The organism is Pelagibacterium sp., assembly GCF_048264985.1.
Classification (GTDB): domain Bacteria; phylum Pseudomonadota; class Alphaproteobacteria; order Rhizobiales; family Devosiaceae; genus Pelagibacterium.
This window is the reverse complement of the sequence record NZ_JBLXCL010000001.1, coordinates 1,185,798-1,200,227: the sequence shown is the minus strand read 5'-3', so window position 1 is coordinate 1,200,227 and position 14,430 is coordinate 1,185,798. Positions and strand designations below refer to the sequence as shown.

The window sequence follows — 14,430 nt, the reverse complement described above, 5'->3', positions numbered from 1 at the left end:
CCCCATCGATCACAGGTACTTACCAAATGCCGCACGAAGTTTAGGGCAAATAGCTTGGCTGGCGTTTTGGGCTTCAACCCATTGGAGAAATCCGTCCACACGCCGTTCAATCTTGGCGGAATGGTTCTGGGCAATATCGGCAAGCCGGTGATCGAGATAGGGGTTTGCAAAACGGTCGCGGCACAGTTCCCAATAGGCCGGAGCATCATAATTGTCCGGAAAGGCTGGCAGTACATCATCGACCAAGATTGCATCGAGCCAGTCGCGGGTTTGAGGTTCATTGATTGCCTGTCGCACAGTGAGATCGGTTGGCGCACCGCTGTCCAGCCAGCGCTGCGCCAAGAGTGTATGGGCAAGGTTTAGAATGAAGAGCTTCTTGCGTTCGAGAGGCGCAAGATCGGGCACGACGAGAATGTGCTCGTGGGTGCAAGGCGGCGTGAAGCCGGGCTGGCTCTCGAGCGCCCAAAGTGCGTACGGTTCCGCGATAGCGCCGACAGGTTCGATGGGTTCGGATACAATACGATCAACAAGTGTGTTGATGAACAGGCAGTGCGCCTCGATCCACGCGACAAATGGCGCGCTCATTTCGCCGGCAGATGCCAGATCGACAACAATGTTGCGCAATAGCTCACCATTGCTCGAGACAAGTTCGCACGGAAGTATCGTGATTGGCTCACCACCAGCTTCAAAGCGTTCGCGCAACAATGCCGTGAGCAATTCGGGGAAAGTCGTCCATCCCTCCAGCGTCGGCTTTGGCGCGTCAGCCACGACAAAACCTTTATCGCCCGTGTTGCTGATAACGGTGCCCGCATCAAGAAACGCAGCCCGCAGGTCGTTCGAGTTCTGACGCGCGGACAGACCGGACACAACGCCCCCAACCTGAATGGTGACATCAACCGGGCTACCGTTGTCCAGCCCGCGAATACGAACCGGAAACCGCTTGTTCGTCGCGAACGCTTCGACGCGGGCACGGCTGGCTGGCGAACCGGTTGTCTCCACGATCGTGATCGAACCGACATCCTGCCCGGCGTCTCGCGCCTGCGACAGCATGAGGTCCACATGGGCTTGAAGGAAGCGACTGGTTCCGAACTGGACGATTGGCTGGCTCATCCGACCTCCACGATCGCCTTGATGACCGCGTCCCGATTATTGAGCAGGTTTTCGAACTGTCCGGTCAAGGTATCGAGCGTTGCAGTGTGTGTTCGCAGCGCGCCGGTATCGATATCGCCATGGGCAATTGCATCAACCACCGTATCGAAATCTTCTCGAGTCGCGTTGCGGCTGCCCACCAGTCTCATTTCGCGTTTGTGAAATTCGGGATCGGCAAAAGTGATTGTGTCGGTCACGACGCTGACAAGGACATAGGTACCACCATGGGCGACATAGGCAAAACCCGCTTCGATAGCAGTCGCATTTCCGGTGGCGTCGAACACAACATCATAGCCCTCGCCTTCGCTGGCTGCCATCACGGCCTCAGCTCCGTCTTCAACCGCCATCGCGTGATCGAAGCCAAACTTTTCAGCAATCATGCCCAGCCGTTTGGAACTGGCATCGAGCAAATGAACTTGTGCACCTCGCAGGCGTGTAAAAAGTGCAACGCCTAGGCCGATGGGGCCAACGCCGACCACCAGAACACGATCGTCATTGGTAACGTTGGAGCGCCGAACAGCATGGGCACCGATAGCGAGAAACTCGACCATCGCGGCCTCGAACGACTCAAGACCCTGGGCAGGGTAAAGATTTTCGAGGGGGACGTTGATCCTCTCGCACATTCCGCCGTCGCGATGCACGCCGAGCACGCCGATGTTATAGCAGCAATTGGGTTTGCCGCGACGGCATGCGCGGCATTTGCCGCAGGCAATGTAGGGGTTGACGATGACCAGGTCACCTGCCGCGAACGAACCGGCAGCCTCAACCATTCGGCCGGAAAGTTCGTGCCCCATAACCCTTGGGTACGCGAGAAAAGGATGCTTGCCCTCGTAGATATGATAGTCTGTCCCGCAAATGCCCACGTGACAGATATCGACGGCCGCCCAGCCCGCCTCTGGACTTGAGGGTGCATCTCGCTCCTCAAGGCTGAACGTGCCGGGCCGCTCACAAACAAGAGCTTTCATGATCGTGGATCCTAACCGGTAGTATCAGGCTGCAGCGCCGCGCGGGCGCCAGCCGTCTGGAAGTGCACCCTTGATGATCAGGCTCAGCACATCGTCCTGAGTCACATCGGAAATGGGGTACGAGCCGACATTGCTGCCGTTGTTCATCACCATGACCCGATCGCACAGCCGGAAGACGTCGTGCATGTCATGGCTGACGAGGAAAATGCCGATACCTTCGTCACGTAGCTTTTGAACGAGACCGGCCACCATTTCGGTTTCGGAAGGACCAAGGGCAGCGGTAGGCTCGTCCATGATCAGGGCGCGCACATTGAAATGAATGGCGCGCGCAATTGCGATGACCTGGCGTTGACCGCCGGACATCTGGACGACAGGGTCACTCAAGTTCTTGAAGTTGGGATTGAGGCGCTGAAGCACCTCTTTTGCTTCGCGATTCATCCGCTTGTCATCGAGATTGCCGAAGCGGGTTTTGATTTCACGGCCAAGAAACAGATTGGCCGGTCCATCGAGATGATTGGCCAGCGCGAGATTTTGATAGATGGTTTCGATGCCGTGTTTACGCGCCGCTGTGGGCGTTGCGATCTCGATTTTCTCCCCGTCGAGATAGATTTCACCCGAACTTGGCACCATTGCGCCCGACAGCATCCGCATCAGACATGATTTGCCCGCGCCATTGTGCCCCAGAATGCCGACAACCTCTCCTGGGTAGAGGTTGATCGAAACATCGCGGACGGCCTCGATGCCACCGAAATGCTTGCAGATATTGCGCATTTCAACGAGGGGCGTTTTGCTTTGGGTAGGTTCGGTCATGCTGGTCATGCCTTATCGATCAGATGATATGCAGGGAGCTGCTTGAAGCTAGCCCCCTGCACTATTGAGCTTAGTAGAGAACGTTCTGAGCTTCGTCGTCGTCGATGTTGTCTGCTGTGACGACCACAACGCCTGTGTTGATGAACGCTTCGACTTCTTCGCCGGCCAGAAGGTCGGCAACAGCCTGTACGCCAAGTTCACCCATCTGGAACGAGCCCTGAACAGCGATGGCTTCAAGCACGCCGTCACGGACGAACTGCTGCAGATCCTCGTTGCCATCGAAGCCGAGCGCCGTCAGCGAGCCTTCACGGCCCGCCTGAACGATAGCGCGGCCCATGCCGACAGCTGTCGGCTCGTTGGCGCCAAAGATGCCATCGAGCTCTGGATAAGCGGAGAGGATGTCAGTCGTCTGGTTGAGCGCAGTCGCCATTTGGGACTGCGAGTACAGCGTATTGACGATCTCGATTTCGGAATTGGCCGCAATGTAGTCGGTGAAGCCACCGACCCGGCCGATTTCCGAACCGACGCCCGGCACATAGGACATGATGGCGATCTGACCTTCAGTCCCGATGGACTCGATCATCGTCTGAGCCATCAGCTCACCGGCGGCCTTGTTGTCCGTCGAAAGGAAGGCTTGATAGTATTCTTCAGCGCCCTCGGCGAGCATTGAATCGATGATCACAACCGGAATTCCGCTTTCGTAAGCGCGTTGTACTGAAGGCACCAGTGCCTCTGGATCTGAAGGCGCAAGAACAATGCCGGCAACGCCACGGTTGATAGCGTTGTCGACCATGTTGACCTGTGCAGCGATATCGGATTCCGAAGCCGGCCCGTCAAAGCTCATCGAGTAAGAGCCAAGCCCCTCCATACCGGCCTGAGCACCCCGATTGACGTTCTGCCAGAAATTCGAGCTGGTCGTTTTTACGATTACAGCAATTTCCTGTGCCATGGCCGCGGCAGGCATGGCGGTAAGCGTTACGGCACCGACGAGTGCCAAAGAGCGAAATACGGACTTCATTGTTTCCTCCTGATAAAAGTCCTTGGCGAAGTTTGGCGCGCCTCAGCGCCGATTGCGCAACTGGTCGATATAGACAGCCCCAATCACCACGCAGCCGATAACAATCTGCTGCACGAAGGCGGAGACCCCTGCCATGTTCAGTCCATTACGCAATATTCCGATGATGAACGCGCCGATCATGGTGCCCGAGATCGACCCCACGCCCCCCATGAGTGAAGCGCCGCCGATGACGGCGGCAGCGATGGCGTCAAGCTCATACATGACACCTTCATTTGGCTGCGCTGTAACGAGACGGGACATCAGCACGATACCAGCGAGGCCGGCCAGAAACCCTGAAAGGGCATAGGCGGCAAGCTTGGTCTGCTCGACATTGACGCCAGAAAGGCGTGCCGCCTCTTCATTTGATCCGACAGCGTAGACATGCCTGCCGAACTGTCGGCGTCTGAGCACGTAAGCGGCCACAAGCGCTACAAACAGCAGCAGGATGGCCGGGAACGGGATGCCCGGGAAAACCAAACGCGGCAAGCCGTTAGCCTGGGTTTCCATGACGCGGAAAAGAGCTCCATTGCCCAGCACTCCAAAAGCCTGACCGAGTTGGGACACGGGAGACGCGCCGGTCAGCTGCAAGGCCAATCCGCGCGCAATCATCATCATCCCAAGCGTTGCGATGAAGGGCGCAATGCGCAGCCGCGTGACCACCAGCCCGTTGAATACCCCGCACAACGTACCGACCAGCAGGCCACCTCCCATTCCCAAAGGCACAGGCAGACCCGCTTTGACCAGCAGCCCCGCTGCAGTACCTGAAAGCGCGAGCACCGAACCCACGCTGAGATCAATGCCGCCAGTGAGAATAACGATCGTCAGTCCGATACCCAGGAGACCGATGACCGCCGTCTGGAGCAAAACCGTCATGGCGTTGTTGATGCTCAGAAACGAGCTGTTGAGAAAGCCAAATGCAATGATGAGAGCAATAAGGGTCACCAACGCCGAAATGCGGTGCAACATCTCCGCTCTGATCGGCAGCCCAAAGCCATTTGCGAGAGTTGCGCGAGCCGAGCCGCCGCCTGCACCGAATGCCTGCATGATGTGTCCTCTCAATCCTTCAACGGGATCAGCTGCGCAGCGCAGCGCCTCCTCCCGCACCAAGCGACGCTCTATCGGCGCACCTTCCCTTGATCGGCGCAATCAAGCCACGCCACAATCATCGCGGTCAACTGTTTTTAATTTTTTATATACATTTTTTGTTTTTTGCGTTTTTATGCAGATACTTGAACGCGAACGGTATCTTTCATGGCACGCACAAACGACCGCTACAAATTGGCTTACAACCAATTGCTCGACAATCTTGCAGTCGCGGAGCCGAGTTTCGAGCTGCCTTCCGAAACCCAGTTGGCAGTACAACTCGGTGTCAGCCGCACGATCGTTCGATCCGTACTCGAGCATTTAAACAAGGCGCGCATCATTTCCTGGCGCGGCCGCCGCAAGCGTCTTTTGCGCACTCCTGTCGCTGACGATCACTTCCCCGATAGCGAAGTTGAAAGCATCGCCGAGCGGCTTGAAGACAAGTTTCTGGAGTGGATTTTGCGAACTGACGTCGCACCGGACACTCGGCTCAACATTTCATCTCTATCACGGCAGTTCGGCACGACGCCCCATGCCCTGCAGGAGTTTCTTGTGCGTTTTTCACGCTTCGGGATTGTTGAGCGCTTGCAAACAGGCGGCTGGGTATTGCGTGGTTTCACGGCGCAATACGCAATCGAGCTTTCCGAGTTTCGCGAAATGATTGAGCTGGCGTCCGTCAAAAAGCTTGTTGCACTCCCTGCCGATCACCCAGTCTGGAGCCAGCTCGACAATCTCGAGCGCGATCATTTGCTGCTACTAGAGAATGTCGACAGTCGATATCGCGACTTCTCCGCTCTCGATGACAGACTGCACACGACGATCAACAGCATTCAGGACAACCGTTTCGCACGGGAATTCCAGGCCCTAATTTCCATGATCTTTCACTACCATTATCAGTGGAACAAGCGCTGGGAAAAGCAACGCAATACGGTCGCGATCAGCGAACATCTGAACTATATCGAAGCGCTGCGCAGCCGCGATTGGGACATTGCCAGCGCTGCGGCGCTTGCTCATCTTGCCACTGCACGCCAGACCCTTCTTGCCTCGACAGGGGTCCAAGTATCATCACCCGATGACTGAGATAACTTCCTCAATTCCTTGTAAATACTAACGTAGACCGTCACCATCGAGAGTTGGGCCAATAGCCAGACCCGTCGCAAATCGTTTCGCATTTTCGACGTATCCCTCGGCAGATCGCCTCAAGCCTGCAACAGCCGCATCATCGAGCGCCCTAATGACCCTGCCGGGTGCGCCAACCACAAGCGAGCCGTCTGGAATGACGGCATTTTCAGTAATCAATGTGCCAGCACCAATCAGGCAATTTCTGCCAATGCGCGCGCCGTTCAGCACTGTGGCACCCATACCAATGAGCGTATTATCGCCAATGATGCATCCGTGCAGCATCGCCTTGTGGCCGATGGTGCACCCCACGCCTATGGACAAGGGAAACCCCATATCGGTGTGAAGAACCGTGTTCTCCTGAACATTGCTGCGAGCGCCGATTGTAATTGTTTCATTGTCCCCGCGCGCAATGACACCGAACCATATGCCAACCTCAGCATGTATCTCTATCTTTCCGATCAAAATTGCTGTGGGTGCGATCCAGCCAACGTTGGCATCAATTTCAGGTGCGATCCCATCCAAGGCGTATGCAGGCATCTCAGACCTCCACCATTTCGGTCATCGTCAGGTTGTTTATCCGACCCAGTTCTTTTTTCGCGCCGTCTTGCCGATGCCTGGATTGAAACTATTGGTCGGGTCAAGCTGGCGATAGAAGTGCTCCAACGCCGGCTTGGCTCGATAAAGGTGTCCCACATTGTGCTCGGCTGGATACTCAGCGCCACGTGCGTCCAACAGCAACAGCATCTGGTCCTCCAGCGCATTCAAGTCTCCGCCACGTTTCACTAGATATTCCTGGTGCAGAACGTGACAGAAGAAATGTCCGCAATACATTTTGCGCACAAACTGCTGTTCGATCTCAGGCGGCAACGTTTCAAACCATTCGACCGTGTTGCGGGGCAGCGCGATGTCGAGCGCCACTATGCCTTCCACTTCACCGGGATGAACGTCGCGAAACCGAACAACGGCTCCGCCCACCGCAAAACGGTTGAGATAGGCGCACTTCCCTTCTTGTTCAGTACATTCGAAAAAGTCTCCGGCAGCGCTGGGAAAATGCCGCGATAGATAAGTACGGGCTTCTTCAACTCCGTCTCCACCCATTTTGAGCAGCAAATGATGCTCAAATCGATCACGGTAAGCGTTGAGCCGGTCAGGAAGGTGTTCAGGCAGCAGTGCGACCACTCCCTGCAACAACCAATCGGTAACGTGCCCCCCAAGACCAACCATCTCAGTCAATCCATCGAACCAGCTCTTGATGGCGTAGGCCTTCGGCACGTAGTCGGTGCCAAGGTGTTTCACAAACAGGAACAGGTCTTTGCCGTAGCGCTGGGAAAGCTCGTAGGCGCCGCGGTGCATGTATTCGCCAGCGATTGGCATGTTGGCAAAGTTTGACAGAATTTCACGTCGCACTTTGCCTAGATCAGCCTGATCGTTGCTGCCGATATAGAAGACAACGACATCTTTGTCGGCCTCGAACGTGTCGAGACGGAGGGCGAAGACCGCAACCTTGCCTGCCGAGCCAGATGCTTCGTAGTGGCGCCGTGGATCGGCGTTAAAACGCGCCGGTGTCGATGCTTCGACATCGCGAACATGGTCGTGATAGCCACGATCCGACGCCCATTGGTTGCGATCCTCGCGGACATCAGCGACCGTATAATCGCCTTTGTCCAGTCGTGTCAGAATTGTTTCGGGAGCCGCGCCAAGCTCGACACCCAAATGATTGACCAGGTGCAGCCGGCCCGCCGCATCGACCTGAGCAAAAAGAGCAAGCTGGGTATAGGCAGGGCCGCGACGAATAAGCGATCCGCCCGAATTGTTACACACTCCCCCTGTTACCGATGCGCCGATGCACGAGGATCCAATAACCGAGTGCGGCTCGCGCCCAACGGGACGCAGTCGCTTTTCCAGCTTGTCCAGTGTTGCGCCGGGCAAACAAATGACCTGCCTGCCTTCGTCCAGGAGATCGATGCGGTCAATCCTGAGCGTGTTTACGATAACAATCGGCCTGTAGTAACCGCCGCCGTCAGGCGTGGAACCGCCAGTGAGCCCAGTATTGGCTGCCTGACAGATGACGATCACATCAGCTTTGATGCATGCTTTGAGTATCTGCCATTGTTGCAGCAAAGTGCCGGGGCGCACCACTGCCAGAACCTTGCCGTCTCCGAAACGGTAGCCTTTGCGGAAGCGACGGGTCTGCCGCTCTCCCACAAGAACGTGGCGGGACCCGACAGATCTCCGAAACTGGTTGAGAAGCTCTTGCATTTGCGCACGCATAATTGCGGCAGGCACATCGGGTGCCTGCCGCCGTAAAAATTACCAGGGGCGTTCTTCGAGTTCGACCGTCTTGTCGAGAGGCATGCCCAGCTTCTCATAGAACGCCAGACGCATGCGACGATCCTTGTCCTGCACCAACCATGCACGCTTGGCGACTTCCTCTCCGTCCTCCTGGGGGATAACGACGATACCATCGTCATCGGCAATCACGCCGTCTCCTGGACGTACATATACGCCGCCACATGTAATCGGCTTGCCCATCGAAGACAGTTCGAGGCGACCGGCCATGTGACGCATTGAGCGTACGGAACAAAACACCGGGTCTTTCTGCATGATACATTCACCGGAATCGCGGCAAGCACCATCGATCACGAAGCCGACCGAACCCTTGACCCGTGCATCAAGCAAATTGTTGGAGCCAAGCAGACCGCAGCGGGACTGTTTTGTATCGATGACATGCACTTCGTCCGGCGCGCCAAAACTATGACCAGCGGGCCAGAGGGCATCCGGGTGGCTGGAGCGGTCGGGATTACGCTTGTACTGCCGATCATCAAATTCATCATAGCTCATCGCCGGAATCGTGCGATTGATGATGTTGAATTCCGCAGTGGTGGCGACGCCGGCAAAGAAGATGCCGGGGAACATCGGACGCAGACGCGGATCCATTTCGTAGGTATTCATGTAACCTAAGGAATCCAGCGCATCAGTAACGTCTGAGGTACGTACCTTACGAAGGATTTCAAGTGTGCTGGCGCTTATTGCCATTTCATTCTTCCTTTTCAGTGGGAGTTTTTGCACGGTCCGTATGGCCGCGTCGAAAATCATTCGAGAATGGACAAACCCGTCTCACCATCGAAATAGTGCATGCGCGTGGTATCGAGATGGGCGGTCACGGTCTGTCCGAGACGCACATTGCTCTTGGCGTTGAAGCGAGCGACACAGCGGGATTTTCCGGCCTCAACCTTGATCTCATCGAGACTGTCGGAGCTCCGGATATCGGCAGCCTGAGCGTCGATCCCCAGGTGAACAATTACGTCGGATCCGAGCGATTCAACCAGGCTGACTTCGGCTGTTATGCAGTCGGCATTGCCCGCTTGGTCAGCATCGGCCTCAGCAATGTCTTCGGGACGAATACCGACAATAAGGCGCTTACCGGCATAGGCTTGCAGAGCCTGATATTGCGCTTGGTTTTCGTTTGGCACTCGCAACGACTGACTGCCCAGCCTCACTGCAAGATTGTCTCCCTGCCCCTCCAGCGTTCCCCAGTAAAGGTTCATTGTCGGCGAGCCGATAAACGCAGCCACGAATGTATTGCGGGGTTTGTTGTAGATGTTAGTCGGCGTATCGACCTGCTGCAGAACGCCATCCTTGAGCAGGGCCACGCGGTGTCCCATGGTCATCGCTTCGACCTGGTCATGTGTGACGTACACAGTGGTCACACCCAACCGATGCTGTAGAGAAGCAATCTCCGCGCGCATTTGTACGCGCAGTTTGGCGTCGAGGTTGGACAATGGCTCGTCCATCAGGAACACAGAAGGTTTGCGCACGATGGCGCGGCCCATAGCGACACGCTGACGTTGTCCGCCTGACAACTGACCTGGCCGCCGCTTGAGATAGGATTCGAGTTCGAGAATGCGGGCGGCCTCCTGAACCCGCCTATCGATCTCATCCTTGGGCATTTTTGCGATCTGCAGCGGGAACGCTATGTTGTCGTACACCGTCATATGGGGATAGAGCGCATATGACTGGAACACCATAGCGATGTCGCGATCCTTGGGATGGGTATCGTTGACGAAGTCATCGCCAATCCACACTGCACCATCTGAAATTTCTTCGAGCCCAGCGATCATACGAAGCGCTGTAGACTTGCCGCAGCCCGATGGCCCGACAAGAACGAGGAACTCCCCATCCTCGATGTCCAGAGAGATACCATTGACCGCCTTGAGCTGTCCGCCTGCGTAGGTCTTGGTCAGATTTTGAAGGGTTACACTTGCCATTGTTTGCTCCGACCGATCACTTGAAGCCCTGGGTAGCGATGCCCTTGGTGAGCAGCCGCTGCGAGGCGAGGAAAAAACCAAGAACCGGACCGATGGACACCAGCACCATGGCGAAGAGACCGCCAAAGGAGGATGAGCCGCTGCTCGGATCCAGAAACAGCCGCAGGGCCACAGGAACCGTCATGCGATCGGTATCGGTCAGGTAAATGAGCTGACTGAAAAAGTCATTGTAGGTATTGATGAATGTAAAAACCGCAGTCGTGGCGAGAGCCGGCATCGAAAGCGGCAAGATGATCCGCCAATAGCGCTGCCAATACGAGGCACCATCGACGACGGCGGCCTGTTCCAGTTCGCTTGGAAGCGAACGCATGAACTGCACCATCAGAAAGATGAAGAACGCATCGTGGGCTAGGAACTTCGGCACGACCAGCGGAAGGATCGTGTTCACCCAACCGATATTGAGAAAAAAGATATACTGCGGAATAAGCTGAACATGGACCGGCAGCATCATCGTGCCCAGCATGATCCCAAACAGCAGCCATTTGCCCCTGAATTCTAGCCTCGCGAACGCATAGGCTGCCATGGAACAAGCCAGCAGGTTGCCGACGATGGCAAAAGCGCAGATGATGAATGAGTTGATATAGAACTGCGTGAATGTCAGGTCGCCATACAGGTTCCAGCCCCGAACGAAGTTTTCAAGTGTCCAGTGCGTTGGAATGAAGCCCATATCGCCAAAGATTTCGGCTTCAGGACGTAGGGCGCTGAATATCATCCAGATCACTGGATAGAGCATGATGCCCAGGAGGGCGATCAGCAGCGCGTGCATGCCGAGACCTTTGAGCCGGGTCAAATTCTTGCGGCGACGCCGCTCGGCCCGAAGCAGTTCGGGATCGTATGTCTTAACGGTCGCCATAGAACACCCAAAAACGAGAGGACCAGAACATCAGCGCCGTAGCGATGCCGATAGCGAGCAACAGTATCCAGGCCATGGCGGATGCGTAGCCCATCTGCAATTGCTGGAATGCCTGCTGGTAGAGATAGAGGGAATAGAGAAGCGTGGAATCCACCGGCCCGCCCCTGCCGCCCGAGACAACGAAGGCCTGAGTGAAAGACTGGAACGAGTTAATCAGCAGCAGCACGGTATTGAAGAAAATGACCGGAGTGATCAAAGGCAGCGTTATGCGGCGGAAGCGCTGCCAGGAATTGGCGCCGTCGATGGATGCAGCCTCATAATAAGAGTCGGGTATCTGGCGAAGAGCCGCAAGAAAGATGACCATGGAGGCCCCAAAGGTCCACACATTGAGTGTGATCACCGATGGCAGCGCGAAAGTTGGATTATTGATCCACCCCCGGCCAGCAATGCCAAACCAACCCAGAATATCGTTGATTACGCCGCGCTCGCCGAAGACTTCCTTCCAGAGCAGGCCGATGCCGACACTGGCGCCAATCAGAGACGGCACATAAAAGAGAGAACGGTAAATGGCCAACCCGCGCAACCCGCGATTGAGAAACGCCGCGACAGCCAATGAAAACACAAGAACCAGCGGTACCGAAAACCCGACATACTTGAGCGTGACCCAAATCGAGGTAACAAACCTGCGGTCAGCCGTGAAGAGCCGGACATAATTGTCGAAACCGATCCAGGTCGGCAGACCGATCACTGCATAATTAGTGAAGCTCAGATAGAGCGAAGCTAACATTGGCAGCGCGGTGATCAGAACGATGCCGGCGAGCCATGGCATCAGAAACAGGTACGCTGCGCGATTTTCCGCCCGCTTAAACGCTGAACCCGGACGATTTTCCGGAATCTTCCGGATCGGTCGCCCTGCCTCTGCAGCTGGCAGCACCGGATTGTTGGTGGCATCCGTCATGCTCATAGTGAAATCACCTCGCGTCGGAGTCGAAGCTGACATATAAGCGCGACGGCGTGCCTTGCTTAAATGACATCGGCGTGCGGGCTGCGTCGGCAGCCCGCGCCACTATTTTAGGGGTCAGCGCGCGGCCTGGTCGAGTTGCTGCTGCAACTCAGACATCAGCTGATCGACGCCCTGCTCCACGCTCAACTGGCCAAAAGCCACGGCGTCGTAAGAGCGGTTAAGGACGTCAGTCATTGCCTGATATCCTCCGGCAGGCCAGAAGACCGGCTTTGCGGAGTCCACAACCTCATTGTAGAGTTCGATATGGCGGACCTGCGTTGGCTGGGTATCGGAATCCTCTGCCTGAGCGTTGGCAAGTTCGGGAATAGCAACCACGCCATTGTCCGATTCATAGATTCCGGCAGCTTCGGGGTCCTGTGTCCAGTAATTGATCCAGGCGGTAGTCGCCGGAATATTCTCGGCTGAGCAGCTTGCGCCGATAGCAAGGCCGTTGGAGCCCAGATCCATACCCACCGTCCCATCTTCACCCGTCGGGTATGGCCGAGTATTGATAGTTGCACCTGCGTTGACCGTATCGGTCACCGTCTGGACCGACCCGAGCTGGTTGGGCGGACGGTTCGTAGCGTATCCCCGGCCGTTTGCGAGATTGGACTCTTCAACCAGCGCGCTGTTTTCGCTGATCATTCCTTCGGGGGACTCGGTTACGCCCTCGTTGCGCAGCTCTTCCCAATACTCGAACCACTCGATGGCCACCTCACGTGAGAAGGCAATTTGTGATCCGTCGAACACCTGTTCGCCATGTGACTGTACCCAGGGCACAAACGCATCGGGTTCGCGACCCATATTATGTGTTGCGACTGCACCTTCTGGCAGCGTCGGCTGGATCGCCCGAAGATGATCGGCATACTCGCTCCAGCTATAGGGCCACTCGATCGGCTCCACACCAGCCTCTACAGCGTTTTCCAGCATCTGCTCATTATACATGAGCGCGAAATAGAACACGCCGTGCGGGATCATGTAGAGGTTGCCATCAGGTCCTCGAGCGGCGTTTAGAACCGACTCTGGAAGGCCGGAAACATCAAGCGTACCGTTAGCGACCAGATCATCGAGCGGCATAAGAATATCGGGCCGGGCATAAGTGGCCATCCAACGCGATTGCATCGTAATGGCGCAAGGCTGATTGTTACCGGTCGACTGAATTGTCAAACGTTCCCAATAAGGAACGAAATCTGCGTTCTCGCGAATAATCGAGACACCAGGGTTCTTCTCTTCGAAGAGCCGGATAATCTGGTCGGTCTTGTCGTTGCGAACCTGACCGCCCCACCAGCTGAAGCGAATTTCGCCCTGCAGATCACTGCTCTGAGCGCTTACGCCAACCGGCACGGCAGCCATTGCCAGCGCCAACAACGAGGTAGCGATCACAGGACGGACCGCTCGGGTCAAAAATCTATTCGGCATACTTTCCTCCCTTTACATCAGGTTCCGCAGGCGCGCCCGGAGCAATGACGCCCAGGACCCGTACGGCCGAACTTCCGGAGAAGGGTGCCCTCCTCAGAACACCACCTTCTCACGATATAGCTATTCTTGTATGCAAGAAACACTGGTGTCAACAACCATTAACCACCAATTTAAACTCCCCCACCCCCATTTCGATCAACTTTTATCTTTATATACCAATAGTATACGCGGCAATCGGGCCTAAATTACCCCAACAAATGACGAAATGAAGTGTCGTTTAGCTTTTACTGAACCAGGTCGATAGTTGCAGAATTGCAATTTTTGTATGCAATATCTGTGTCACGATAATAGCGCATCCGGTCGCTTCATGAACCAGTCCCATCTCGAAACATCCAAGCTTTCGAACACGCCCTCTGTCCAATACGGATCGGCGCGCGCAAATTTATCGGCAGCTTGCTGGTCGACAGCGCGTATGACAATCATGCTGCCAATGGGCTCCCCATCGGCGCCGAGATAAGGGCCAGCGAGAACCAGATCATCGCCCAGCGAAGCATAATGGGCGCGATGACGCGCCCTGAATTCGAGCCGGGCTCCAATGCCGGCGGGCTTGTCTCTACCGCTTACAATAAATAGCACTGGCT

General features: G+C 55.9%; 14 protein-coding genes. 1 reads left to right on the top strand and 13 read right to left on the bottom strand.

Features of this window, described 5'->3' with window-relative positions:
* Positions 1–9: 9 nt before the first annotated feature.
* The 5 genes from ACN0TA_RS05900 to ACN0TA_RS05880 form a co-directional block, all read right to left on the bottom strand.
* Positions 10–1,110, bottom strand: coding sequence for a mannitol dehydrogenase family protein (locus ACN0TA_RS05900; RefSeq protein WP_417580765.1), 1,101 nt, complete (start codon positions 1,108–1,110; stop codon positions 10–12).
* Positions 1,107–2,114: a zinc-binding alcohol dehydrogenase family protein gene (locus ACN0TA_RS05895; protein WP_417580763.1), complete on the bottom strand. Its 1,008-nt coding sequence runs from the start codon at positions 2,112–2,114 to the stop codon at positions 1,107–1,109. Before ACN0TA_RS05895 ends, ACN0TA_RS05900 begins: the two co-directional genes overlap by 4 nt.
* Positions 2,115–2,138: 24 nt before the next feature.
* The gene (locus tag ACN0TA_RS05890) at positions 2,139–2,924 is read right to left on the bottom strand and encodes an ATP-binding cassette domain-containing protein (protein WP_417580761.1); all 786 of its coding nucleotides are present in this window, start codon (positions 2,922–2,924) and stop codon (positions 2,139–2,141) included.
* A gap of 70 nt (positions 2,925–2,994) precedes the next feature.
* Positions 2,995–3,942 (bottom strand): ABC transporter substrate-binding protein, encoded by a 948-nt coding sequence (locus ACN0TA_RS05885; RefSeq protein WP_417580759.1) that lies wholly within the window; start codon positions 3,940–3,942, stop codon positions 2,995–2,997.
* 42 nt (positions 3,943–3,984) lie between these two features.
* On the bottom strand, positions 3,985–4,947 hold the full coding sequence (locus ACN0TA_RS05880; RefSeq protein WP_417582070.1) for an ABC transporter permease: 963 nt from the start codon (positions 4,945–4,947) through the stop codon (positions 3,985–3,987).
* Positions 4,948–5,232: 285 nt separating this feature from the next.
* Between ACN0TA_RS05880 and ACN0TA_RS05875 the strand changes: the two genes are divergently transcribed.
* Complete coding sequence (locus tag ACN0TA_RS05875) at positions 5,233–6,144, top strand: GntR family transcriptional regulator (protein ID WP_417580757.1); 912 nt, start codon at positions 5,233–5,235, stop codon at positions 6,142–6,144.
* 27 nt (positions 6,145–6,171) lie between these two features.
* Here the strand turns inward: ACN0TA_RS05875 and ACN0TA_RS05870 are convergent, their stop codons facing one another.
* From ACN0TA_RS05870 to ACN0TA_RS05835, 8 genes are all read right to left on the bottom strand, one after another.
* Positions 6,172–6,723: a gamma carbonic anhydrase family protein gene (locus tag ACN0TA_RS05870; protein WP_417580755.1), complete on the bottom strand. Its 552-nt coding sequence runs from the start codon at positions 6,721–6,723 to the stop codon at positions 6,172–6,174.
* A gap of 36 nt (positions 6,724–6,759) precedes the next feature.
* Positions 6,760–8,445, bottom strand: coding sequence for a D-lactate dehydrogenase (gene dld / locus ACN0TA_RS05865; RefSeq protein ID WP_417580753.1), 1,686 nt, complete (start codon positions 8,443–8,445; stop codon positions 6,760–6,762).
* Positions 8,446–8,496: 51 nt separating this feature from the next.
* On the bottom strand, positions 8,497–9,222 hold the full coding sequence (locus tag ACN0TA_RS05860) for an RraA family protein (RefSeq protein WP_417580751.1): 726 nt from the start codon (positions 9,220–9,222) through the stop codon (positions 8,497–8,499).
* A 56-nt stretch (positions 9,223–9,278) separates the two neighbouring features.
* The gene (locus ACN0TA_RS05855; RefSeq protein WP_417580749.1) at positions 9,279–10,454 is read right to left on the bottom strand and encodes an ABC transporter ATP-binding protein; all 1,176 of its coding nucleotides are present in this window, start codon (positions 10,452–10,454) and stop codon (positions 9,279–9,281) included.
* 16 nt (positions 10,455–10,470) lie between these two features.
* Positions 10,471–11,367 carry a carbohydrate ABC transporter permease gene (locus ACN0TA_RS05850; RefSeq protein WP_417580747.1) on the bottom strand — a complete coding sequence of 299 codons (897 nt, stop codon included), beginning with the start codon at positions 11,365–11,367 and terminating at the stop codon, positions 10,471–10,473.
* Positions 11,354–12,325: a carbohydrate ABC transporter permease gene (locus tag ACN0TA_RS05845; protein WP_417582068.1), complete on the bottom strand. Its 972-nt coding sequence runs from the start codon at positions 12,323–12,325 to the stop codon at positions 11,354–11,356. Before ACN0TA_RS05845 ends, ACN0TA_RS05850 begins: the two co-directional genes overlap by 14 nt.
* Positions 12,326–12,445: 120 nt before the next feature.
* Positions 12,446–13,789 (bottom strand): ABC transporter substrate-binding protein, encoded by a 1,344-nt coding sequence (locus ACN0TA_RS05840; RefSeq protein ID WP_417580745.1) that lies wholly within the window; start codon positions 13,787–13,789, stop codon positions 12,446–12,448.
* A 339-nt stretch (positions 13,790–14,128) separates the two neighbouring features.
* Positions 14,129–14,425 carry a YciI family protein gene (locus tag ACN0TA_RS05835; protein WP_417580743.1) on the bottom strand — a complete coding sequence of 99 codons (297 nt, stop codon included), beginning with the start codon at positions 14,423–14,425 and terminating at the stop codon, positions 14,129–14,131.
* Between the last annotated feature and the right edge of the window lie 5 nt (positions 14,426–14,430).